Source organism: Methylophilales bacterium, assembly GCA_019823025.1.
Lineage (GTDB): Bacteria > Pseudomonadota > Gammaproteobacteria > Burkholderiales > Methylophilaceae > BACL14.
The window spans coordinates 1,171,632-1,194,470 of the sequence record CP081940.1; the positions used below are offsets into that span (position 1 = coordinate 1,171,632).

Sequence of the window (22,839 nt, forward strand, 5' to 3'; positions counted from 1 at the left end):
TTAATCTTTAAAAATGGCTAATTTTATCAGAAAGAATTAATCTAATCTTTCTTTACTCATTGCTACTTTCAGTTTATCCATAGCAATTTTTTCAATTTGCCTGATACGCTCTGCTGAGACATTAAATTTATTTGCAAGATGGTTCAACGTTTTTGCTTTATCTTCACCCAACCATCGAGCTTTAATAATCGACTCGCTTCTTTCATCCAAGGTTGCCATGGCATTTTTAAGTAATTCTAAATTATTTGATTCAGCCTGGCTTTCGTGAAGTGCGTCATGTGGGTTTAATGATTTATCTTCGAGGTAGGAGATAGGTCTAAATGAATCTTCATCAGAATCATCATCTGAATAGTCTATTGTTAATTCTTGACCGTTCATTCTGTATTCCATTTCCTTTACATCAGATTCTTTTACATTCAAATCATTAGCAATCGATCGTATTTCATCAACACTTAATGGCTTTAAAGTTTTCTTCATGCTTCTTAAATTAAAGAAGAGTTTTCTTTGAGCTTTTGTAGTTGCGTTTTTAACCAAACGCCAGTTTTTGACAACATATTCTTGTATTTCTGCTTTTATCCAGAAAATGGCATAAGATACCAAACGAACGCCCTTATCTACATCAAATTTTTTAACAGCTTTCATTAGGCCAACATTACCCTCTTGAACAAGGTCAGATACTGGAAGGCCATACCCACTGTAAGACCTAGCAATTTTGATAACTAATTTTAAATGCGACAAAATTAGTTTTTTTGCTGCTTCTAGGTCATTGTTAAGTTTTAATTTTGTACCAAGCTCATGCTCTTCTTCAGCGGTAAGTGAAGGAAAAGCTCTAATTTCTCTTTGATATAAATCAAAACTGTCAGTTACGTTATATCTTGATAATGAAAATGTATTTGTCATAGTAATATTTTAGCACTCTTTATACATGAGTGCTAGTTTTCTGTATAAAGTTCAATTAAAACAATATTTTATTTATAAATTTTTAGTCTTTGGATCGAATTTCTTGCTGAGATATATGATGAAACTAGGCCAATAAGCATCGCTAGAACTATAATGTACATGTAATAATTTTGTGGCAAATCATTAAAAATGAAATCTGTACCAAATATTGAAACTAACTTATTTAATGTGGCATTTAAACCAAAGACGGATAGTTTTAATATAGAAATGGTAAGAATCCCTCCCCCTAGCCCATATAATATGCCTGTATACATGAAAGGTCTTTGAATAAAAGCATTTGTTGCACCAATTAATTTGCTGACTTCAATTTCATCTTTATATGTAAGCGTTTGGAGGCGAATTGTATTTCCAATTACAACCAGAAGGACAATTATTAAAAGTGAAGCTATAAAAAATATACTTAGTTTTCCTAGCGATAGACCAATTCTAAGCTTTTTAATCCAATTTCCGTCTAGTATGACACTATCAATCCCATCAATCCCATCAAGACTGTCTATGAGTTTTTGAATTTTAATTTCATCAAGTGTATTTAATGATATAAAAAAAGCATCAGGAAGTGGGTTGGCAGAAACACTTGAGCTTACTGCTACATCAAGTTTAATTTGAAGTTTTTCCCAGGCAATCAGTTTGGGTTCAAAATGAATTTTTTTTACTAAACTATTTTTTTTGAGGCTTAATTGAATGAAGTCAATTTGGTCTTTTGAGACGGTTTTATCAAGAAAAATACTAATTTCCGCTTCGTGTTCTATATTTTGTGAAATTTGGCTCGCATTTTCAATAAGCAACAAACCTGCACTTGGTAAGCAAAGGGTTATGCCAATGACAATGATCATCATAATGGATGCACCAATATTGTTAATGAATCTTGAAAATCCATTTAAAAAAGCCTGATAGTGATTATGAAGGTATTTGAACATGGCTTATTAAATTTTGAATTGATCCTCCATTGAGTTGGAATCTTTTAAAATTAATTTTAGTTGATGGTATTTCATGTGTTGAAATAATGACAGTTACACCAACTTGTTGGAAACTATAAAAAATATTCATTATTTCCTCTGCATACTCTTTATCAAGATTTGCTGTAGGCTCATCTGCAATAAGAATTGAAGGTCTTGATACAATCGCTCTGGCAATTGCCAATCTTTGTTGCTCTCCTCCCGAGAGTGTAACGGGCATCATTTTTTCTTTTTTGAGCAAATCTACTTTATCAAGTGCAGCTCTTACCCTTCGATTTATATCTGCTTTTGTCATGTTATTAATTTCCAATGGCAGGGCAACGTTTTCAAAACAATTTCTATCGTAAAGCAGTTTATGGTCTTGAAATATCATTCCAAAACGCCTTCTCAGGATAGGTATTTCTTTATCTTTAATGCTTGAAAGATTTTGACTTTCAAAAATAATTGATCCTGAGCTTGGTTTTTCTATGGCCGATATAAGTTTAAGAAGTGTCGTTTTCCCTGCGCCTGATGGACCAGTAACAAATACAAGCTCACCTGAAGATATTTCTAAATTAATATTTTGTAGTATTTCAGGGCTATTTGGATAACTCTTACATACTTTTTCAAAGGTTATCATTCAATCATCCCCTCAACATAGTCCTCTGCATTAAAAACCTTTAAATCATCGATTTTTTCTCCTACACCAACATATCTCAATGGTGTTGGTTGATCTTTTGCAATAGCCGCAACAATTCCACCCTTCGCTGTGCCATCTAACTTGGTTATAATCAAACCAGTTACGTTCAAAGCGTCATTAAATATTTTGAGCTGATTGATCGCATTTTGACCAGTATTTGCATCAATGACTAACATTACTTCTTGAGGCGCAACAGAATGACACTTTGTTATGACTCTTTTTATTTTTGTTATCTCATCAATTAGATTTTTTTGAGTCGGCAATCTCCCTGCCGTATCCGCTAAAACAACATCAATATTTTTTGATTTTGCTGAATTTACAGCATCAAATATTACAGCACTTGGATCTCCATTCTGCTGAGCGATTACCTGAGTATTATTTCTCTCCCCCCATACTGATAATTGCTCAACTGCAGCTGCTCTAAAAGTGTCTCCTGCAGCAATTAAAACCTTCTTATTTTGTGATTGAAATATTTTTGTTAATTTACCAATGGTAGTTGTTTTTCCTGCACCATTAACGCCGACAATCATCATAACGAATGGACCTGCGTTATCTATATTTAATGGCTGTTCGATTTTTTTTAATAATTCAACGAGACAGTCTTTAAGAATTTTTTTTAATTCCAATGGATCAGTAACTTTATCTTTTTTTACCTTTTCCTTTGTTTCTTCAATAAGCATTGTAGTGGCAGATATACCAACATCTGCAGTCAGAAGAATCATTTCTAACTCATCATAAAACGAATCATCAATTTTGTTGCTTGAAAATAAATCAGTGAATTGAGCATTCAAAGTCTCTCTTGTTTTTGTGAGACCCTCCTTAAGTTTTTCACCTAATCCAAAAAAGCTTGATTTCTGAGGAGCAGGTTTCTTTTCTTTAGGCTGAACTTTTTTAGGTTTCTGAGGAGCAGGTTTCTTTTCTTTAGGCTGAACTTTTTTAGGTTTCTGAGGAGCAGGTTTCTTTTCTTTAGGCTGAACTTTTTTAGGTTTCTGAGGAGCAGGTTTCTTTTCTTTAGGCTGAACTTTTTTAGGTTTCTGAGGAGGTTTATCTTTTTTTTTAATTATTTTTTTTAAAAAATCAAACATCTTCTTATTCTTAAGTAATTATACGAACTTATTCGAGTAGTATTAGTCGATTATACTTAATTATAATCAACGATGTTTAACTATATAAGGACTTAATGTGAAGTTATTTAAAATCTTATTTTTACTGTTTTTTATTCCAATTACAGGTTACACCACTGTTTACAAACACTCTCTTGAAAATGGCTTAAAAATATTTGTTAAAGAAGACAATAGAGCACCTATTGTTGTTTCACAAGTATGGTATCGGGCGGGGAGCTTAGACGAAGTGAATGGTAAAACAGGAGTGGCTCATCTGTTAGAGCACATGATGTTTAAAGGAACTAAAACAACTAAGCCTGGTGAATTTTCTAAAATAATAGCCGCAGCAGGTGGAAGAGAGAATGCTTTTACTGGAGCAGACTATACATGCTATTTTCAGCAACTTGAAAAAAGTCAATTACCAATTTCTTTGAAAATGGAAGCCGATAGAATGCAAAACTTAGTCGTATCTGAAGAGGAATTCGCAAAAGAGATTAAGGTTGTTATGGAAGAAAGGTTATGGCGCACAGATGACAACCCAAAAGCACAAGCAAATGAGCTATTTAACACACTCATGTTTCATGCTCACCCATATGGCAAACCAATTGTTGGATGGATGAATGATCTAGAAAATATGACACACAGTGACGCTGAAGAATGGTATAAAAATTGGTATGGCCCAAATAATGCCATACTAGTTGTTGCTGGTGATGTTAAAGCTAACGAAGTATTTAAAATGGCAGAAAAATATTTTGGGCAAATACCACCAATTGTTTTGCCTGAAAGAAAGCCGCAACAAGAACCAAAACAAAATGGGACAAGAACTTCAATCCTAAAAGCTCCAAGTAAATTATCATATGTGCAAATGGGTTATAGAGCGCCAACCCTAAATAAAAATTCGCAAGAAATTAGTAAAGATCAATTTGCTCTTGAGGTCTTAGTAGGAATTCTTTCTCAATCAAGCTCAGCGAGACTCACACAAAATTTAGTTAGAGATTCAAGAATAGCCTTAAATGTAGGGGCAGGTTATTCAATGGTCAATAGAGGGAATGAAAGCTCATTTGAGCTTTACGCGACACCAAGTGAAACAACTTCTTCGAGTGAATTAATTGAAGCATTAAAAGAAGAGCTTAACAAGATAAAGCGTGATGGTGTAACTGAAGAAGAATTAAAGCGAGTAAAGACTATTGTGATTGCAGACGATGTTTATCAAAAAGATTCAGTTTTTAATGCGGCAATGCAGATTGGTCAACTTGAAACGCAAGGTTATTCATATGAGATATTGGACGACTATATTAAAAATATAAAAAAAGTGACGTCAAACGATATACAAAATGCAGCAACCAAATACTTTACAGATGACACTTTGACCGTTGTGACAATTGATCCTCAGCCATTAGATACAAGTAAACCAAAAAAAGGGAAGCCACATGTTCACTAATAGATTAGTTTTATTAATTTTATTTTTTTCATCATATGCATATGCAGATTTAAATATACAAAATTGGAAAACTCCTAATGGCTCACAAGTTTATTTTGTTGAAAACCATAGTCTACCTGTCGTTGACGTTAATGTTATGTTTAGTGCGGGAAGCGTCAGAGATTCGAAAGAGACTAATGGCGTAGCATCTATGACAAACCATCTTATGTTTTCTGGATCAGCAGGCATGAGTGAACAAGAGTTGATGAATAGTTTCGCAGACATTGGCGCCCAAATTGGTAGCAATTTCAATCGAGATCAAAGCAGTTTTTCATTGCGAACACTTTCTGAGGAAAAGTCTAAAGCCATTGAGTTGTTTAAGATAGTTTTGCAAAAACCAAACTTCGATAAAGAAATCCTTGATAGAGAGGCGAAGAGATATGTTGCCAACATTGCGCAAGCACAGACGATGCCCGAGGCAATTGCCACTAAAAAATTCATGAAATCAATCTATGGTGAACACCCCTACGGACTCCCAAGTTCAGGAACAATTGACTCAATAAACAGAATTAAGGTATCGCATCTTAAAAAATTCTATAAAGAGTATTATGTGGCAAATCAAGCAGACATTGTCATTGTCGGTGACTTAACACAAGCTGAAGCAGAATCAATTGCAAAAGATATTTCAAGTGGACTGCCTGTAAATAATAATATTAAGGCAATCCCGGATGTTAAACAGGTTAAGAAACAAGAAACAAGAATTAGCCATCCTGCAAAACAAGCTCACTTATATTATGGTGTTCCAATTATGAAAAGAAATGATCCTGATTTTTTCCCTCTATACGTTGGTAATCATGTTTTAGGGGGGAGTGGCTTTGGTTCTCGCTTAACATATGAAATCAGGGAGAAAAAAGGACTTGTTTATAGTGTCTATAGCTACTTCATGCCACTTTCTAAAAAAGGTCCTTTCGAAGTTGCATTACAAACTTCTAAGGACCAAGTTGATGAAGCTATGGGATTAATTGAAACCACTATCCAGGATTTCATTGATAATGGACCAAGCGAATCTGAACTTCAGGCCTCTAAAGATAATATTACAGGTGGATTTGCACTCAGATTTGGCAGCAATCAAAAAATAATGAATTATGTTTCGATGATGGCTTTTTATAATTATCCCTTAGACTATCTAAAAACATATATAGATAAAGTTAATGCAGTTACGGTTGATCAAATTAAAACTGCCTTCAAAAAGAGAGTAGACTTAAATGAATTTTCAACCGTCATTGTAGGAGTTGATGAAAGATAATAATGTAAAAATTATTGGTGGAAAATGGAAGAGGAAGAATATTTCATTTAATGAAGCGAAGGGATTAAGACCCACCTTAGGTAGAGTTAGAGAAACACTTTTCAATTGGCTTGGGCAAGATTTAAATAATAAAAAGTGTTTAGACTTGTTCGCAGGCACGGGTGCTTTGGGTTTTGAAGCGCTATCTAGAAATGCTGAGTCATGCATATTTGTTGAGAATAACCCAAGCACTTTCCAAAAACTTATTGAAAATAAAGAAAATTTCAAGGCAGATAATGCCATTATAAAAAAAATACATGCAGATTTTTTTATAAAAAATAATGAAGAGCTTTTTGATATCATATTTTTTGACCCACCATTTGTATTAGACAACTCTATCCAATTAATAGAGTTCATTAGAAAATTTTTAAAGCCCAATGGCGTAATTTATTTCGAAACAAATATAAAACTACCTGAAAATTTTTTAGAAATAATAAAAACCTCAAGGGTAGGGAAGGTATACTTCCATTTAGTGCATTAAATTCTAAAATTTATTATGTTTGTAATTTATCCAGGTTCTTTTGATCCGCTTACACTCGGTCACGAAGATATTATAAAAAGAGCAGCTTCGTCTTTTGATAAGTTGATGATTGCTGTCTCCGAGGATAATGCAAAGTCGTCAATATTTTCTGTGAATGAAAGACTCAAGATGGCAGAAATCGTAGCTAAAAAATATACCAATGTTTCAGCTTCCTCATTCAAAGGATTAACAGTAGATTTTGCTAAAGCTAATGCATCAAATTTTATTTTAAGAGGCCTGAGAGATTCATCAGATTTTGATAACGAAGCTCAAAATGCATTGATGAATAAAACTTTGGACAATTCAATAGAAACCATATTTTTGATTTCATCTAAAAATGTCAGAGAAATCTCATCGACCAATGTGAGACAAATTCTATCGCTTGCTGGCGATGTAAGTAATTTTATGTCGACTGACATCATTTCTTATATTAATTCATTAAAAACATAATCTATGGCTTTAATGATTACAGATGATTGCATTAACTGTGATGTTTGTGAGTCAGAATGTCCTAATGAAGCTATTTATCAGGGGCCAGAAATATTTCATATTCGTCCTAAATTATGTACAGAATGTGTTGGGCATTTTGATGTTCCACAATGTGTTGAAATTTGCCCTGTAAGCTGTATACCAAAAGATCCTAATAATGAGGAAACAAAAGCAGATCTTTTTATTAAATATAAAAAATTAACAAAAAATGTCGAGACATAAATTTAGTTTTTTAAGGAGTTTTTCATGAGAATTTTGCACTCAATGATTCGCGTTAATGATTTAGAAGAATCAATTAAATTTTATACTGAAGTTTTAGGCATGAAACTTCTTCGAGAAAAAAAATATCCAGAAGCAAAATTTTCCTTAGCTTTTTTAGGTTATGGAAACGAAACTAAAAACACCGTTATTGAACTCACTTATAATTGGGATACAAATGATTATGAGCACGGAAATGCATTTGGCCATATTGCTATTGAGGTTGATGATATATATAAAGTTTGTGAGGAGATAAAGAATAAGGGAGTAAAAGTAATAAGAGATCCCGGCCCTATGATGGGGTCAAGATTACTTTTAGCATTTATTGAAGACCCAAATGGTTACAAAATAGAGCTTATAGAAAAAGGAACATTCTAGAGTCCTAGAAAAAATCCTTAACTTTATCCAGCCAAGTTTTTGATCTTGGGCTATGTTTATCACTATCTTTTTGGTTTATTGCTTCAAGTTCTTCTAGTAGTTTCTTCTGGTCATCATTCAATTTCACAGGCGTTTCTACTACGACGTGGCAATGTAAATCTCCATATTGACTTTGTCTGACTGGCTTTATACCTTTTCCACGTAAACGAAAGACAGAGCCTGTTTGGGTTTCTGGAGAGATTTTAATTTTGGCAGTGCCATCCAAGGTTGGTATTTTTATTTCCCCCCCCAGTGCTGCTGTTGAGAAACTAATGGGCATTTCACAATGAAGATTACCACCATCTCGTTGGAAAATAGTATGTTCCTTAAGACTAATAACTACATATAGGTCACCTGATGGGCCACCATTAACACCTGCCTCACCCTCACCGCTTAGTCGAATTCTATCTCCTTCATCGACACCTGCAGGAATTTTGACAGATAACGTTTTCGATTCTTTTACACGACCAGTGCCATTACAATCTTGACATGGGTCCTTTATTGTTTTGCCGGTACCATTACAATCTTGACATGTCTGTTGGACAGAAAAGAAACCCTGCTGCATTCGAACTTGTCCATGCCCCTGACATCTTTGACATGTTGTTGGCTCTGTTCCTTTTTTAGCGCCTGATCCGTTACATGATTTACAGGTTGATAATACTGGAACACGTATTTTTGTCTCGGTTCCTTTTGCGGCATTTTCTAATGAAATTTCCATGTTGTATCTAAGATCTGCGCCACGATATACGTTTGATCTTTGGCTTTGTTTGCCCCCAAAAATATCTCCGAAAATATCTCCAAAAGCATCACCAAAGTCACCAAAGCCTTGAGCACCACCTCCACCAACAGACTGGTCAACACCTGCATGACCAAATTGGTCATAAGCCGATCTTTTATTAGAATCAGATAGGACCTCATAAGCCTCTTTCGCTTCTTTGAAGCTATCTTCTGCTTTGGGGTTATCAGGGTTTCGGTCTGGATGGTATTTCATTGCAAGCTTTTTAAATGATTTTTTTATTTCTTCATCAGATGCTTGACGACTTAACCCAAGAACTTCGTAGTAATCTTTTTTAGCCATAAAATAGTAAAGGACAATACTTTTTTAAAGTATTGTCCTATTTGAGTTTAATTTATTTCTCTTCTTTCTTATCTTCTTTATTGTCTTCAGCTTTAACTTCTTCAAACTCAGCATCAACAACTTCAGCATCGACGGTTTTCTCTTCTGCTCCGCCTTGTGCTTCATTTCCTTGCGGTTGACCTTGTTGGGCTTGTTGGTCAGCATACACCTTTTCCCCGAGTTTTTGTGATGCCTCAGCTAAAACTTTATTTTTCGCTTCAATTTCTTCCTTATTATCTGTTTTAACTGCCTCCTCAAGATCTTTGATAGCAGATTCAATTTTTGACTTTTCATCATCAGTGACTTTATCTTTATGGTCAGTCATCGTTTTTTGAACGGAATGAATCATTGCTTCTGCCGCATTTTTTACATCAACTAGTTCACGTAATTTTTGATCTTCTTCAGCATGCTTTTCAGCATCCTCTTCCATTTTTTTAATTTCTTCTTCAGATAGCCCACCGTTAGCTTTAATCGTTATTTTATTTTCTTTGCCAGTAGCTTTGTCTTTAGCATTCACATGCAGGATACCGTTTGCGTCAATATCAAATGTAACCTCAATTTGTGGGGTGCCTCTTGGCGCAGAAGGTATATCTGTTAAATTAAACTGACCAAGACTTTTGTTTCCAGACGCCATTTCACGCTCACCTTGAAGTACATGAATGGTGACAGCGCTTTGGTTATCTTCAGCTGTAGAAAAAACTTGAGATGCCTTTGTTGGGATTGTTGTGTTTTTCTTAATTAGTTTAGTTGAAACAGACCCTAGAGTCTCAATTCCTAAGCTAAGCGGAGTCACATCAAGTAATAACACATCCTTAACATCACCTTGCATCACGCCTGCTTGAATAGATGCACCCACCGCAACAGCCTCATCTGGGTTTACATCTTTTCGAGCTTCTACTCCGAAGATTTCTTTAACCTTATCTTGAACCTTTGGCATTCTTGTTTGGCCACCAACAAGAATTACATCCGAAATATCACCATTACTTACTCCTGCATCCTTCATTGCAGTTTGGCAAGGCTCAACTGTCCTATCAATCAAATCTGCGACAAGAGATTCAAGTTTTGCGCGAGTTAATTTTACAACTAAATGCTTAGGCCCTGATGCATCGGCAGTTATGTATGGAAGATTAACTTCAGTTTGAGTGCTACTTGATAGCTCAATTTTTGATTTTTCAGCAGCTTCCTTTAGTCTTTGTTTAGCAAGCATATCCTTAGTTAAGTCTACGCCATTTTCTTTTTCAAAAATTTCAGCTAAGTGCTCGATAATTCGATTATCAAAGTCCTCTCCACCCAGAAAAGTATCTCCATTGGTAGATAACACTTCAAATTGATGTTCACCGTCAACACTTGAAATTTCAATAATAGAGACGTCAAAAGTACCACCACCTAAATCGTAAACAGCTATCTTTCTGTCCCCTTCTTTTTTATCCATACCGAATGCTAGTGCTGCTGCTGTAGGTTCATTAATAATACGTTTTACATCTAAGCCAGCAATTTTTCCTGCATCTTTTGTTGCCTGCCTTTGGCTATCGTTAAAGTAGGCAGGAACTGTAATGACTGCTTCAGTTACAGTCTCACCAAGATAATCTTCGGCCGTTTGTTTCATTTTTCGCAAAATTTCAGCTGATATTTGAGGCGGTGCTTTTTTATCGCCTTTAATTTCTACCCACGCATCACCACTATCTGCTTTTGAAATGGTATAGGGCATTAATTTAATATCCTTTTGTACCTCATCTTCCTCGAACTTTCTTCCAATCAATCTCTTTACAGCATAGACTGTATCTTTTGGATTGGTCACCGCTTGACGTTTTGCAGGGGCTCCAACCAGAGATTCACCATTATCTTGATAACCAACAACTGAAGGCGTTGTTCTTGTTCCTTCTGAGTTTTCTATAACCTTAGGTTTTCCACCCTCCATTACTGAAACACAAGAGTTTGTTGTTCCTAAGTCAATTCCAATTATTTTTCCCATATTCTTATTTTTCCTATTTTTTTATTAGTTTAAGTTGACGCTTTATAATTTAATATATTGGGTCATTTGTATTAATTTCAACTCTCCAAGTTAATTCTTTTCTTTTGCGACCGTAACAAGGGCTGGTCTGAGTACTCTCTCGTTAAGGGTGTATCCCTTTTGCATTACTGAAATAACAGTATTTGCATCTTGATCTGACTCAACCATTGTCATCGCTTCATGAAAGTTTGGATCAAAAACTTCTCCCTTTGGGTCAATCTCTTTGATGTTAAGTTTTTCAAAAACGCTAGTTAATTGTTTTGAAGTGAGCTCCATACCCTCTTTATAATTTTCTAATGATGATTCATCCACCATTAACGAAGCATCCAAACTGTCTTTCACAAGTAAAATTTCAGAGGCAAAATTTTCAATGGCGTATTTTCTGGTCTTATCCATCTCATCAATTGATCTTTTGCGAAAATTTTCAGTTTCAGCCTTCGCGTATAAAACAGCCCCTTCAAGTTCAGTAATTTTTGCTTTTAAATCATCTAGGGATTCTGTTTGATCATTTTCATTTGATACTTCTGGTGTCTCAATATCTTTTTGTTTGTCTTCTTTGTTTTGTTTAGTTGTAGTTTTTTTTTGTGATTTACTCATAAAATATTTTTTGATTTCATTTAATTTAATTAATAACTAGATTTATATTGGGACAGTTTTTAAAAATTCAAGATGAAAATAACATAATTTATTTTTTTTTAAATGTCATTTGACTTAACTATATTGTTTACTTGATAATGGTCGGCTAACAACTAATAAGTTAAAAAATGAAACAATCAATTATTGAAATCACAGAGCGAATCATAGAAAAGAGTAAACCGACTAGATCCTCTTATTTGCAACGTGTGAAAGATATGCAAAACAGAACTCGGGGGGCCGACAGAATGGGTTGTGCAAATGTTGCTCATGCCATCGCCGCCTTACCTAAAAATGATAAATTAAAAATTGTTGAAGAAAAAAAACCTAATTTAGGAATTGTGACTGCTTATAACGATATGTTGTCTGCGCACAAGCCCTATGAAGACTATCCTAAAATAATAAGGAATGTTGCAGCAAATTATGGAGCGACAGCACAAGTTGCATCCGGAGTTCCTGCTATGTGTGACGGCGTCACACAAGGTGAACCTGGAATGGAGCTCAGTCTTTTTTCAAGAGATACGATAGCAATGTCCTCCTCGATTGGTTTGTCTCATGACGTTTTTGATGGTGTTTTAATGCTTGGAATTTGCGATAAAATTGTGCCAGGACTTTTAATTTCTGCATTACATTTTGGCCACTTACCAACGGTATTTGTTCCAGCAGGTCCAATGTCAACAGGTATAGACAATACAACAAAATCAAAAGTCAGAGAGAAATATGCGCAAGGCTTAGTAGGGAGAGAGGAGTTATTAGCATCAGAGTCTGCAGCATATCATGGTGAAGGAACATGTACGTTTTATGGCACTGCAAATAGCAATCAAATGTTGATGGAGGCAATGGGCCTTCATGTACCCGGTGCAGCATTTGTTCATCCTCATGATGGTATTAGATCTCTTTTAACAGACGAAGCCGTTAAACTCCTTGTTCAAAACATCAAGAAAGACACCATTCCTGTTGGAGAATTGGTCGATGAAAAGGTGATTATTAATGCTATGGCGGCCCTACTGGCTACAGGTGGGTCTACAAACCACTTAATCCACTGGGTAGCGATAGCAAGAGCAGCTGGCATTATTATCGATTGGACAGATTTTCATAATTTAGCGAAATCGGTACCCTTACTTGCAAGTGTTTATCCAAATGGTAAAGCTGATGTAAATGAATTTCAAGCGGCAGGTGGACCAGCATTTATTATTAGAGAACTAATTGAGGCTGGATGCATGTATCCAGATGTTGCTACCATATCTAAGGGTGGGCTCGGTGAATATGCGAAGCAACCAGAAATTAAGAAGGATAAATTAGTTTGGACTGAGCTATCATCTAAGAGTGTTGATGAATCTATAGTAAGAAAAGCTGATAAACCTTTCAATGAATCAGGCGGCCTAAGACTTCTAAAAGGCAATTTAGGAAGGTCCGTCATTAAAATTTCTGCGGTACCTGAAGAAAAACATATAATTGAAGCACCTGCTATGGTGTTTAATGGACAAGAAGATTTACTCAAAGCCTTTGATGAAGGAAAATTAGAAAAAGATTTTATAGCAGTAGTTCGTTTTCAAGGACCAAAAGCAAACGGAATGCCTGAATTGCATAAACTTACTCCACCTTTATCTGTAATACAAAATATGGGATTTACGGTGGGCATAGTGACTGATGGTCGTATGAGTGGCGCATCAGGAAAAATACCAGCAGCAATTCATTTAAGTCCTGAGGGTGCAGCAGGTGGTGCTATAAGCAAAATTAGAGAGGGAGACATGATAAGACTTAACGCGACTGTTGGATCTTTAAATGTTTTAGTAGATGAGGAAGAGTGGCTTGAAAGAGAAATACAGAAGATGACCGACTCTCAAAAAATTAATAATGGTCACGGGATAGGACGGGAGCTTTTTGCTAGTATGCGAAATAACGTATTGTCAGCAGAAGAGGGTGCCATCACATGGGTAAGTTAAATAAATTAAAAGAAGAAAAAATTAAATGAAAACAATCGAATTAGCTAAATTTGGCCCTGTCATTCCAGTTATTGTCATCGATCGTGTTGAGGATGCGGTTCCAGTGGCATCAAGCTTGATTGAAGGTGGTGTAAAAGTGTTAGAGGTTACTTTAAGATCACAATGTGCATTACAAGTTATTGAAGAGATCGCAACAAAAGTACCCGAGGCTGTTATTGGTGCTGGGACAATTAGGACGCAAGCAGACGTTACTAATGCAAAGTTAGCTGGAAGCCAGTTTGCTGTTAGTCCGGGGTACACTTTTGATATTGGCCAAACATGTAAGGATGTTGATCTCCCATTGCTACCAGGTGTTTCAACTGGTAGTGAAGTAATGAAAGCGAATGCTGATGGTTTTGATTTCCTAAAATTATTCCCAGCTGTTGCTGTAGGCGGAATTAATTTGTTAAAAGGGTTTGCAGGTCCATTTGCCGATATTTCATTCTGCCCAACCGGAGGCATTACTATAAAAACAGCAAAAGATTTCCTAGCCTTGCCTAATGTGCCTGTATGCGGCGGGACATGGCTTACTCCAAAAGATCTAATTCAAAACAAACAATGGGGTGAAATTACAAAGCTTGCTAAAGAGGCCTCATCAATCTAAATTTTAACGATATGATTGAGTTAAAAAAATACGAGACTATTATTTTTGATTGTGATGGCGTCATTCTTAATTCAAATTTTCAAAAAATTGAAGCATACAGAAATGCAGCTATTGAATTTGGTGCAAGTGTACAACAAGCACAAGCGTTAGTTGACCATCATATAGAATTAACAGGCATTTCGAGACACATAAAATTTAAATATTTCTTATCCGAGATAATGCATCGAGAAGTTTCTGAAGAAGCAATGAATGAACTCTTGGGAGCTTTAAATACACAAGTATTAAAATTACTAAATGAATGCGAAATAGCAAAAGGACTCTCTAAATTGCGAGAAAGGACAAAAAGTAGCAAATGGATGGTTGCTTCCGGTGGTGATGAAAAGGAGCTCAATCATTTATTCAAGGAAAAAAAAATAGACCACTTTTTTGATGAAGGCATTTTTGGAAGCCCAGCATCAAAGCATGAAATAATAGAATTAAAGCAAAAAAAAATTAACTTTTCTCCAGCACTTTTCTTGGGAGATTCTCTATACGATATTCAAACTGCTCAAAAATATAATTTAGATTTTATCTTTGTTTCTGGTTGGACAGACTTATCTGGCTGGGAACATATATGTGCTGATAATGAAATCAGGACTATTGAGCGAATTAACGATCTTATTTAATCAAACTCACTTCATCTTACTAATTATTTTGGAACTGCTCTTTCCTTCTACGAGTGGTACGAGATAGAGTTTACCTTTCCATTTTTTTATTTCATTTGCACCCACTACACTTTTAGGTGTGTAGTCATTACCTTTAATCAGCACATCAGGCTTAATTTCTTTGATAAGTTTTATGGGAGTAGATTCTTTAAAAATGATGACTGCATCAATTGATTCAAGGGCACATAGAACTCGAGCCCTATCGGCCTCACTTACAATGGGCCTATTTTTTCCTTTAATAGTTTTGATTGAGGAGTCTGAATTTAGACCTAATATCAAATAGTCAACCTGAGATTTTGCCTTCTCAAGATAAGTGACATGACCAGAATGTAATATATCAAAGCAACCATTAGTGAAGCCTATCGTTTGTCCCTTTGCTCTTAAGTCAGAAATTTTTGGTAATAATTCTCGCAAAGAAAATATTTTATTTTTTTGGCCGTTAAAATTACTTTCTATCTCCTCCAATAATTCCTCACCCTTGATAGGAACAGTACCTAATTTTGATATAACAATGCCTGCAGCCAAGTTAGCTAATTTAAAGCTATCTGACAAATCAAGTTTTGTTGAAATACCACAAGCTAAAGCGGCTATCACAGTATCACCCGCTCCAGAGACATCATAAACTTGCTTTGATATTGAGGTTGGGTAAGTATTAATTTTGTTTGACGTAATATGACTTATCCCATCTTCGCCTTGTGTCATTACGATAGAGTTAATATTAAAATTTTTGCTTATTTTTCTTAAGGTCGTATTGAGTAAATCCTTATCAAAATTTGTAAGGCCAGCAAGCTCCATCGCCTCTTTTTTATTGGGAGTAATAAGCGTTGCCCCTGCATATTTGGCTACATCTTTTCCTTTAGGATCAATTAATACAGGTATTTTTTTTCTATTAGCTTGTTGAATAATTTTTTTTAAAAAAGGCGCTGAAAGAAAACCTTTGTTATAGTCAGAAATGACAATGCACGAGAGATCTGAACTTATATGCTGCATAACTTTTTTAATATTTGCTGCACTTGGCCCATGACTTTCTTGCTCCTCATCAACCCTCGCAATTTGATGATGACCGGCCATTATTCTTGTCTTTGTCGTCGTAGGACCACTTTCCTTAATGAGCCCCTTTATTGATAAACTATGTTCTTTAACGAGACTGGAGAGTATTTTTCCATTGCCGTCATTACCAATATTACCAACCAGTAAAGGCTTCATTCCTAAGCCTTGAAGGTTGAGCACTACATTTCCTGCACCACCAATGCGATTATGGTGCCTATTCTTTTTTATAACAGGAACAGGCGCCTCTGGAGATATACGGTCTACATCTCCAAAAATATATTGATCTAACATCAAATCGCCGATAACAAGGCACAATTTTTTAGATCCGAGAAATTGATTTTTGACTATGTTAATAAGTTGGTCTGACATAGTTATGCATACCTATCTAATGTAAGGAGGTAATTCTCTAAATAATCCGTAACACCTTCTTGCAGATTCATAAAATTATCATTAAAGCCGATAGAATTTAATTTATTCATTGTTGCTTGAGTATAGTACTGATATTTTCCCTTTAAGTCATTTGGCATCTCTATATATTTAATATCATCAGGTTGCCCTTTTATATTTATCAATACAGCTTCTGCTAGAGCTTTAAATGTCTCAGCATTTCCGGTACCGGCGTTATATAGGCCTGAGAAATTATTATTATTGAGGAAAAAAATTATAATCTTTACGGCATCTTTAACATAAATAAAGTCTCGAACTTGCATCCCGTCTGCATAGGACGGGTGCTCACTTTTAAATAGCTTAATCTGATTAGACTCTTTAAATTGATTAAAGGAATGAAAAACAACACTTGCCATTCTTCCTTTATGATATTCGTTAGGCCCGTAAACATTAAAAAACTTTAGACCGCACCATTGCGGTGGGGTTGGTTGATTTTTTGATAATTCAAGCTGAACCCAGCGGTCAAAAAAATGTTTTGAGTAGCCATATGCATTTAACGGACTCAGTTTATCGAGTTCTGATTCATTGTCATCATAACCAACAGAACCATCACCATAGGTTGCCGCCGAGCTTGCATAAATGAAAGGCACTTTATTTTCAGCACACCAATGCCAAAGAGCTTGGCTAAATCTTATGTTTGATTGAAGCAGCCGATTAAAGTTAGATTCTGTTGTCGCGCTTATAGCTCCCATATGAATTACTGCGGAAACATTTTTTTTATCATTTAAATATTTTTTTAAATCGTCTTTTGCAATATATGCAATGAACTTACGCTTGTTGAAATTATTTTCTTGTTGTTCATTGATTAGGTCATCAACAATCACAAAGTCATCAAAATTCATCTGGGTATTTAAATGCCAAGCAATCATACTTCCAATCATCCCACCCCCACCTGTGAGAATTATCATTTTGAAGCAGCCTTAACTTTGTCATACATTATCTTTGTTTTGTCCGAAGCGCTATTCTCTTTTTTCTGTGTCCATTTAGGATCTATCCATCCTGCTAGATGAGGTCTGATTATTTCCTCCATAGATTTAATCCACTCGTCATCTTTATTTAAAGCTGGGATATAGTTAAAACTTATGCCACCACCTTCTAAAAATAAAGATTTTCCTTCCATATTAATTTCTTCGAGTGTTTCTAGGCAGTCACTTGAAAAGCCAGGGCAAATGACATGGATACTGGCATCTTTTTTTTCTGCCTCTTGCGCTATTACGTCAGTAAAGTAAGGTTTAAGCCATTCAGCTTTACCAAATCTTGATTGGAAGCAGACTTGATATTCATGATCTTTGAGTTTTAAAGCTTCGGCAAGCAGCCTTCCTGTTTTATGGCACTCACAGTGATATGGGTCCCCTTGTATTAGAGATTTTTTTGGAACCCCATGAAAACTCATGATTAATTTTTTTGGTTTTTTATTCTTTTTCCAGAAATTTAGTACGGATATTTTTAATGCATTAATATAAGCCGGATTATCATGATAATGACGTATTGTTCGAATCTCAGGTACGTTACGCGTCCGTATTAAAATTTTCCATAGAGCGTCCATAGCAGATCCTGAAGAAGACGCTGCATATTGGGGGTAGAGTGGAAATAACAAGATTTTTGTACAATTCTTTTTTCGTAATTCATCAAGTGCCGATTGCATAGAAGGATTGCCGTAAGACATACCAAGCGCAACTTCAAGAGGCTGAGAATATTTTTTTTTCAAAACAGTCTTGAGTAATTTTTCTTGTGAGCGAGCGTTTACAAGAAGAGGGGAGCCTTTAGAAGTCCATACTTGCGCGTATTTTTTTGCAGAAGCATTGGGTCGAAAAACTAAAATAATAAAATGTAAAATCCAACACCAAATGAATCTTGGAATCTCTACGACTCTTCTATCCATTAAAAATTGACCTAAATATTTCCTTAGTGATGGGGCATCGGCTGCATCAGGTGTGCCTAAGTTTGCGAGAATAATGCCAATTTTTGGTGGATCACCATGTTTATATGGTGGTTCAGGATTAAAGTAACTCATAGTATCTTTTTATTTAATTGATTTGCTTAGCATTTTAGCAGTGATATCTACAATTGGGATGACTCTTTCGTACGCCATCCTTGTTGGTCCTATTACACCAAGTATCCCTATGACCTCCCCATCCGATTGGTATGGCGCTGTGACGATACTACATTCGTCAAGAGCTTGGTATCCAGATTCTTCACCAATAAATATTTGCATACCAGATGATTGGTGACTTTTTTCGAGTAGTTGAAGTAGGGCTGTTTTTTTCTCAAAAAGCTCAATAATTTTTTTTATACTTTTTACATTTTGTGACAAATCGACTGTATCTAATAACTTCCCTTGTCCAGTCAGAATTAAATTTTCGTCAAGTTTAGGACTAATCGAAAGATCTACCGCTGCACTCATAAGATTTGTCATATTTTTTTTCATTGTCGAAAGCTCGTCGATAATCTTTTCTTTTATTTTGCTTATATCCAAATCCCTATAATGCTCATTAAAGAAATTAGAAGCCTCAATTAAGGTACTTTGATCATATTCCTCTTGAGTATCAAGCACACGATTTTGAACGCTTCCATCACTCGTCACAATAATAACGAGGATTCTTTTTTTTGATAAGTTTAAGAATTCTATATGCTTAAAGCTAATTTTTTTAGCCTTAGGTAGCATTACAACACCAGCAAAGTTAGTCATACTAGATAATGTGTCAGCCGTGATATTAACTAAATCTTTTGAGTTGGAGGTTTGTAAAGAGCTCTGCAATATATCTAAATCTGCTTTATTAGGCGACTTCATCGTAACCAAGCTATCGACAAAAAAACGATACCCTTTATGCGTTGGTATTCTACCTGCAGAGGTATGTGGGCTTGAGATGAAGCCTGCATCTTCTAGATCCTTCATAATATTTCTGATTGATGCAGAACTTAGATCTAGGCCTGAAGAAGCGGTTAAGGTTTTTGAACCGACTGGTTGACCATCAGCAATGTGATGATTTATTAATGTTTTTAGGAGATGCTGAGTTCTTGTATCAATTTCCATTTTATTTAAGATTAATTAATTAAATTTTGTTATTGCTTTAAAATAATCATATGATTTATTTTACTGACTCATTTAATATATAGCTAGAACTTAAAGAGATTGAGATGAAATTTAAAAAAATAGCCATCATAGGTAAATATCCAGCCGTCATAGAATCAAGCGAGATGAATTCACAACTTATTGATTTAATTGAATATTTATCAAAAAAAGATTATGAATTAATTATTGAAGAAAAGACACAAAAAAAAATAAAAATTACGGGTTTTCAATCAACACCCTTGCAGAGCATTGGAGCTGAGGCTGACATAGCAATTATTATTGGTGGTGATGGCACAATGCTAGGCGTAGCAAGAAGTCTATTAGATGAGGGTATACCAATGATTGGGGTGAATAGTGGTCGTTTTGGTTTTTTAGCAGACCTCAATACAAAAAATATGTTTGCCAGTATAGATCAAGTCTTAAATGCTAATTATGACGAAGATAAACGCTTATTAATTGAATCGAAAGTATATCGTGACAAGAAGGTGATTTATGAATCATTTGCATTAAACGATGTTGTTATAAAAAGTGGTGTTAGATTGATTGAGCTAGAAGTATCCATTAATGATAAATTTGTGCATACCCAAAGATCTGATGGCATTATTGTCTCCACACCCACTGGCACAACAGCGTATGCTTTATCTGCAGGAGGACCAATTTTACATCCACAACTAGAAGCACTCTCGATTGTTCCGATTAACCCACATACTTTAAGTAATCGCCCGATTGCTATTGATGCAACAAGTGAAATAGATATTAAAATTGTGCAAATGGAGGAAGCTTCATTGAGTATCGATGGACAAATTAAATTTCCCCTTGATAAAAGAGATGAGATTCAGATTACAAAAGCTAAAAAAACTATCTCAATATTGCACCCAAAAGATTATTGTTACTTTGAAATGTTAAGAAATAAACTTCATTGGGGTTAGGCAGGCTATGCTTGAAAATTTACTGATAAAAAATTATGTCATTGTTGAGGAGCTTGACCTAAATTTTTTGTTGGGATTTTCGTCACTCACAGGAGAAACCGGTGCAGGCAAATCTATCCTCATTGATGCTTTATCACTAGCCCTTGGCGCCAGAAGTGAAAGTGGTGTTGTAAAAAAGGGGAATGAGAAGGCGGATATCACTGCAACATTTAATCTTAAAGGAAATGATGCAGCGCAAGCCTGGTTATCACTAAACGAATTTGAAGAATCAGACAATCAATTACTATTAAGAAGGGTCATCAACAAAGACGGTAAGTCAAAAGCATTTATTAATGGCATTCCTTCAACCATCAGTCAGCTGAAAGCTATCGGTGAAAGTTTGGTTGATATTTATAGTCAAAATACACACCATTCTTTATTGAAAAAAACAGCTCAAAGAGAGATATTGGACAGCTTTTTAGATTCAAAAGAAGAGATTCAACAATTAAAAAAACTTTACAGTGAATGGCAAAGATTATCTGTGGAACAGGATAAATTCTTGAAGAATAAAGAAAGTTTCTTAAATGAACTCAATGAAACTGAAGAAAAATATAATGAGTTTTCAGGATTAAATTTTTCTTATGAAGAATGGAATCAACTTCAAATTGACCAAAAATTTTTAGCAAATGGTAAGGAGTTAATTGGAGGCGTTAATAAATGTATCTCAATAATTGATGAGGGCGATATTTCATTAAATTCACTTTCAAGAGAGGCGCAAGTAGAGTTAAAAAATCTTCATACACTTGATACAAGACTTGAAAATGCCAACAATATTATGAGCTCAATTCAGGCAGAATCGTTAGAGCTCGCTCGTGAATTATCAAATTACTTACAAAATGTTGATATTGATGAAAATTTACAGCAAAGGGTTGAAGAAAAAATTCAGTCTATATTTAATTTTTGTAGAAAATATAATGTTAAGCCTGAAAATTTGGAATCAGAGAGTGAAACGTGGCTTCAAAGATTAGAGGAGTTAAAAGGTATGTTGGGTGAGAAGGATATATCCGCCATAGTTAAGGAAGCGAAAGTGTCATATGATAATGTTGCTATAAATGTCACTAATCAAAGAAAAACCGCTGCCACATCTTTAAGTAATCTCATCACAGAGAAGCTGAATCAACTATCTTTCAATGATGCGACTTTTAGGGTTGATCTAATACCATCTGAACCTACAATCCATGGTAATGAAAGCATACAATTTTTAGTTTCAACTTTTAAAGGAGGCGATCTCCAACCAATTCAAAAAGTTTTATCAGGTGGTGAGCTATCAAGAATAAGTTTAGCAATTAGGGTCGCATCAATCGCGAATATAGATGTTCCAACTATGATATTTGATGAAGTGGATGTAGGTATTGGGGGAGGTGTTGCAGAAGTAGTTGGTAATTTATTAAAAGATTTAGGAGATAAAACAAATACGCAGGCACTTGTAATAACTCACCTTCCTCAGGTCGCTGCAAAGGCAAATAATCATTATAAAGTTAGTAAAAATCAAGCAGGTGATTCTATAACAAGCAAAATACACCTTTTAAATGAATCTGAGCGTATTGATGAAATAGCGAGAATGTTGGGGGGTATTAAGGTGACTGATAAGGCAATTGATCATGCCAAGGAAATATTAAGTTAAATTACTTTTTGTACTCACAAGGTTTTTTTGTGCAATCACCGTAGATGTAAAGAGAGTGTTCAATAATCTTAAATCCATGCTCATTTGCTACTTGTGTTTGTAACTTTTCAATATCCTCATTCACAAACTCTGTAACATGACCACATTGGAGGCATACGATATGATCGTGATGACTCTTTTCATTTAGCTCAAAAACAGCTTTACCACTTTCAAAGTGATGTCGAATTAATAACCCTGCTTGCTCAAATTGGGTCAAAACACGATAAATTGTTGCAAGCCCAACCTCTTCACCGCCACCTATCATTTCTTTGTAAATGTCCTCAGCTGATAAATGTTTTTCTTTACTATTCTCAAAAATGCTTAAGACTTTTAATCTTGGAAGCGTTACTTTTAATCCAGTTTTTTTTAAGCCGTCATGCTCATCCATCGCTCATACTCCAAATGTAATTTAAAACATAACCATCATTCAAAATGTT

General features: G+C 35.1%; 23 protein-coding genes. 11 read left to right on the plus strand and 12 right to left on the minus strand.

Annotated elements, in window-relative coordinates; translation table 11 throughout:
- Positions 1 to 36 precede the first annotated feature (36 nt).
- The 4 genes from rpoH to ftsY form a co-directional block, all read right to left on the minus strand.
- On the minus strand, positions 37 to 900 hold the full coding sequence (gene rpoH, locus K6112_06260; GenBank protein ID QZP17620.1) for an RNA polymerase sigma factor RpoH: 864 nt from the start codon (positions 898 to 900) through the stop codon (positions 37 to 39).
- A gap of 68 nt (positions 901 to 968) precedes the next feature.
- Positions 969 to 1,877: a permease-like cell division protein FtsX gene (locus K6112_06265; GenBank protein ID QZP17621.1), complete on the minus strand. Its 909-nt coding sequence runs from the start codon at positions 1,875 to 1,877 to the stop codon at positions 969 to 971.
- Complete coding sequence (ftsE, locus tag K6112_06270) at positions 1,858 to 2,535, minus strand: cell division ATP-binding protein FtsE (protein QZP17622.1); 678 nt, start codon at positions 2,533 to 2,535, stop codon at positions 1,858 to 1,860. The genes K6112_06265 and ftsE overlap by 20 nt, the downstream gene beginning before the upstream one ends.
- A complete protein-coding gene (gene ftsY / locus K6112_06275) occupies positions 2,532 to 3,680 on the minus strand; it encodes a signal recognition particle-docking protein FtsY (protein ID QZP17623.1) in 1,149 nt (382 codons plus the stop codon). Before ftsY ends, ftsE begins: the two co-directional genes overlap by 4 nt.
- A 97-nt stretch (positions 3,681 to 3,777) precedes the next feature.
- Between ftsY and K6112_06280 the strand changes: the two genes are divergently transcribed.
- Genes K6112_06280 through gloA form a run of 6 tightly spaced genes read left to right on the plus strand, consistent with a single transcriptional unit; the run spans position 3,778 to position 8,108 of the window.
- On the plus strand, positions 3,778 to 5,139 hold the full coding sequence (locus K6112_06280) for an insulinase family protein (protein QZP17624.1): 1,362 nt from the start codon (positions 3,778 to 3,780) through the stop codon (positions 5,137 to 5,139).
- A complete protein-coding gene (locus K6112_06285) occupies positions 5,129 to 6,424 on the plus strand; it encodes an insulinase family protein (GenBank protein QZP17625.1) in 1,296 nt (431 codons plus the stop codon). The genes K6112_06280 and K6112_06285 overlap by 11 nt, the downstream gene beginning before the upstream one ends.
- Entirely contained in the window at positions 6,414 to 6,944 is a 531-nt protein-coding gene (gene rsmD / locus K6112_06290; protein QZP17626.1) for a 16S rRNA (guanine(966)-N(2))-methyltransferase RsmD, read from the plus strand. Before K6112_06285 ends, rsmD begins: the two co-directional genes overlap by 11 nt.
- 15 nt (positions 6,945 to 6,959) lie before the next feature.
- Positions 6,960 to 7,433, plus strand: coding sequence for a pantetheine-phosphate adenylyltransferase (gene coaD, locus K6112_06295; GenBank protein ID QZP17627.1), 474 nt, complete (start codon positions 6,960 to 6,962; stop codon positions 7,431 to 7,433).
- Positions 7,434 to 7,436: 3 nt separating this feature from the next.
- A complete protein-coding gene (locus K6112_06300; GenBank protein QZP17628.1) occupies positions 7,437 to 7,694 on the plus strand; it encodes a YfhL family 4Fe-4S dicluster ferredoxin in 258 nt (85 codons plus the stop codon).
- A 24-nt stretch (positions 7,695 to 7,718) separates the two neighbouring features.
- Positions 7,719 to 8,108: a lactoylglutathione lyase gene (gene gloA, locus K6112_06305; protein QZP17629.1), complete on the plus strand. Its 390-nt coding sequence runs from the start codon at positions 7,719 to 7,721 to the stop codon at positions 8,106 to 8,108.
- Between the two features lie 4 nt (positions 8,109 to 8,112).
- On the opposite strand, the gene dnaJ is transcribed toward gloA, so the two are convergent.
- The 3 genes from dnaJ to grpE form a co-directional block, all read right to left on the minus strand.
- Entirely contained in the window at positions 8,113 to 9,225 is a 1,113-nt protein-coding gene (dnaJ, locus tag K6112_06310; protein ID QZP17630.1) for a molecular chaperone DnaJ, read from the minus strand.
- A gap of 52 nt (positions 9,226 to 9,277) precedes the next feature.
- Positions 9,278 to 11,236 carry a molecular chaperone DnaK gene (dnaK, locus tag K6112_06315; GenBank protein ID QZP17631.1) on the minus strand — a complete coding sequence of 653 codons (1,959 nt, stop codon included), beginning with the start codon at positions 11,234 to 11,236 and terminating at the stop codon, positions 9,278 to 9,280.
- 90 nt (positions 11,237 to 11,326) lie between these two features.
- Entirely contained in the window at positions 11,327 to 11,872 is a 546-nt protein-coding gene (grpE, locus tag K6112_06320) for a nucleotide exchange factor GrpE (protein QZP17632.1), read from the minus strand.
- Positions 11,873 to 12,039: 167 nt separating this feature from the next.
- On the opposite strand from grpE, the gene edd reads away from it, so the two are divergent.
- Genes edd through K6112_06335 form a run of 3 tightly spaced genes read left to right on the plus strand, consistent with a single transcriptional unit; the run spans position 12,040 to position 15,162 of the window.
- On the plus strand, positions 12,040 to 13,854 hold the full coding sequence (gene edd / locus K6112_06325; protein ID QZP17633.1) for a phosphogluconate dehydratase: 1,815 nt from the start codon (positions 12,040 to 12,042) through the stop codon (positions 13,852 to 13,854).
- A gap of 25 nt (positions 13,855 to 13,879) precedes the next feature.
- Positions 13,880 to 14,497 (plus strand): bifunctional 4-hydroxy-2-oxoglutarate aldolase/2-dehydro-3-deoxy-phosphogluconate aldolase, encoded by a 618-nt coding sequence (eda, locus tag K6112_06330; protein ID QZP17634.1) that lies wholly within the window; start codon positions 13,880 to 13,882, stop codon positions 14,495 to 14,497.
- Between the two features lie 11 nt (positions 14,498 to 14,508).
- Positions 14,509 to 15,162, plus strand: a complete 654-nt coding sequence (locus K6112_06335; protein QZP17635.1) for an HAD-IA family hydrolase — start codon at positions 14,509 to 14,511, stop codon at positions 15,160 to 15,162.
- Positions 15,163 to 15,168: 6 nt separating this feature from the next.
- On the opposite strand, the gene rfaE2 is transcribed toward K6112_06335, so the two are convergent.
- The 4 genes from rfaE2 to hrcA are packed head-to-tail and all read right to left on the minus strand — an operon-like array spanning position 15,169 to position 19,732.
- Positions 15,169 to 16,620 (minus strand): D-glycero-beta-D-manno-heptose 1-phosphate adenylyltransferase, encoded by a 1,452-nt coding sequence (gene rfaE2, locus K6112_06340; GenBank protein ID QZP17636.1) that lies wholly within the window; start codon positions 16,618 to 16,620, stop codon positions 15,169 to 15,171.
- A 2-nt stretch (positions 16,621 to 16,622) separates the two neighbouring features.
- Positions 16,623 to 17,606, minus strand: coding sequence for an ADP-glyceromanno-heptose 6-epimerase (gene rfaD / locus K6112_06345; GenBank protein ID QZP17637.1), 984 nt, complete (start codon positions 17,604 to 17,606; stop codon positions 16,623 to 16,625).
- Entirely contained in the window at positions 17,603 to 18,712 is a 1,110-nt protein-coding gene (hemH, locus tag K6112_06350; GenBank protein QZP17638.1) for a ferrochelatase, read from the minus strand. The genes rfaD and hemH overlap by 4 nt, the downstream gene beginning before the upstream one ends.
- Positions 18,713 to 18,721: 9 nt before the next feature.
- The gene (gene hrcA / locus K6112_06355; GenBank protein ID QZP17639.1) at positions 18,722 to 19,732 is read right to left on the minus strand and encodes a heat-inducible transcriptional repressor HrcA; all 1,011 of its coding nucleotides are present in this window, start codon (positions 19,730 to 19,732) and stop codon (positions 18,722 to 18,724) included.
- Between the two features lie 104 nt (positions 19,733 to 19,836).
- Here hrcA and K6112_06360 point away from each other — a divergent pair, with 104 nt between their 5' ends.
- Entirely contained in the window at positions 19,837 to 20,700 is an 864-nt protein-coding gene (locus K6112_06360) for an NAD(+) kinase (GenBank protein QZP17640.1), read from the plus strand.
- A 7-nt stretch (positions 20,701 to 20,707) separates the two neighbouring features.
- Positions 20,708 to 22,363, plus strand: coding sequence for a DNA repair protein RecN (recN, locus tag K6112_06365; GenBank protein ID QZP17641.1), 1,656 nt, complete (start codon positions 20,708 to 20,710; stop codon positions 22,361 to 22,363).
- A gap of 1 nt (position 22,364) precedes the next feature.
- On the opposite strand, the gene fur is transcribed toward recN, so the two are convergent.
- Positions 22,365 to 22,790 carry a ferric iron uptake transcriptional regulator gene (fur, locus tag K6112_06370; GenBank protein ID QZP17642.1) on the minus strand — a complete coding sequence of 142 codons (426 nt, stop codon included), beginning with the start codon at positions 22,788 to 22,790 and terminating at the stop codon, positions 22,365 to 22,367.
- Positions 22,791 to 22,839: the final 49 nt, after the last annotated feature.

Excerpts from the sequence above, each read along its gene's own strand:
- dnaJ (QZP17630.1), bottom strand. The coding sequence starts at position 9,225 with ATGGCTAAAAAAGATTACTACGAAGTTCTTGGGTTAAGTCGTCAAGCA.
- K6112_06265 (QZP17621.1), bottom strand. The coding sequence starts at position 1,877 with ATGTTCAAATACCTTCATAATCACTATCAGGCTTTTTTAAATGGATTT.
- rpoH (QZP17620.1), bottom strand. The coding sequence starts at position 900 with ATGACAAATACATTTTCATTATCAAGATATAACGTAACTGACAGTTTT.
- dnaK (QZP17631.1), bottom strand. The coding sequence starts at position 11,236 with ATGGGAAAAATAATTGGAATTGACTTAGGAACAACAAACTCTTGTGTT.
- grpE (QZP17632.1), bottom strand. The coding sequence starts at position 11,872 with ATGAGTAAATCACAAAAAAAAACTACAACTAAACAAAACAAAGAAGAC.
- hemH (QZP17638.1), bottom strand. The coding sequence starts at position 18,712 with ATGAGTTACTTTAATCCTGAACCACCATATAAACATGGTGATCCACCA.
- recN (QZP17641.1), top strand. The coding sequence starts at position 20,708 with ATGCTTGAAAATTTACTGATAAAAAATTATGTCATTGTTGAGGAGCTT.
- hrcA (QZP17639.1), bottom strand. The coding sequence starts at position 19,732 with ATGGAAATTGATACAAGAACTCAGCATCTCCTAAAAACATTAATAAAT.
- ftsY (QZP17623.1), bottom strand. The coding sequence starts at position 3,680 with ATGTTTGATTTTTTAAAAAAAATAATTAAAAAAAAAGATAAACCTCCT.
- gloA (QZP17629.1), top strand. The coding sequence starts at position 7,719 with ATGAGAATTTTGCACTCAATGATTCGCGTTAATGATTTAGAAGAATCA.
- eda (QZP17634.1), top strand. The coding sequence starts at position 13,880 with ATGAAAACAATCGAATTAGCTAAATTTGGCCCTGTCATTCCAGTTATT.
- rfaE2 (QZP17636.1), bottom strand. The coding sequence starts at position 16,620 with ATGTCAGACCAACTTATTAACATAGTCAAAAATCAATTTCTCGGATCT.
- coaD (QZP17627.1), top strand. The coding sequence starts at position 6,960 with ATGTTTGTAATTTATCCAGGTTCTTTTGATCCGCTTACACTCGGTCAC.
- ftsE (QZP17622.1), bottom strand. The coding sequence starts at position 2,535 with ATGATAACCTTTGAAAAAGTATGTAAGAGTTATCCAAATAGCCCTGAA.
- rfaD (QZP17637.1), bottom strand. The coding sequence starts at position 17,606 with ATGATAATTCTCACAGGTGGGGGTGGGATGATTGGAAGTATGATTGCT.
- fur (QZP17642.1), bottom strand. The coding sequence starts at position 22,790 with ATGGATGAGCATGACGGCTTAAAAAAAACTGGATTAAAAGTAACGCTT.
- K6112_06285 (QZP17625.1), top strand. The coding sequence starts at position 5,129 with ATGTTCACTAATAGATTAGTTTTATTAATTTTATTTTTTTCATCATAT.
- rsmD (QZP17626.1), top strand. The coding sequence starts at position 6,414 with ATGAAAGATAATAATGTAAAAATTATTGGTGGAAAATGGAAGAGGAAG.
- K6112_06300 (QZP17628.1), top strand. The coding sequence starts at position 7,437 with ATGGCTTTAATGATTACAGATGATTGCATTAACTGTGATGTTTGTGAG.
- K6112_06360 (QZP17640.1), top strand. The coding sequence starts at position 19,837 with ATGAAATTTAAAAAAATAGCCATCATAGGTAAATATCCAGCCGTCATA.
- K6112_06335 (QZP17635.1), top strand. The coding sequence starts at position 14,509 with ATGATTGAGTTAAAAAAATACGAGACTATTATTTTTGATTGTGATGGC.
- edd (QZP17633.1), top strand. The coding sequence starts at position 12,040 with ATGAAACAATCAATTATTGAAATCACAGAGCGAATCATAGAAAAGAGT.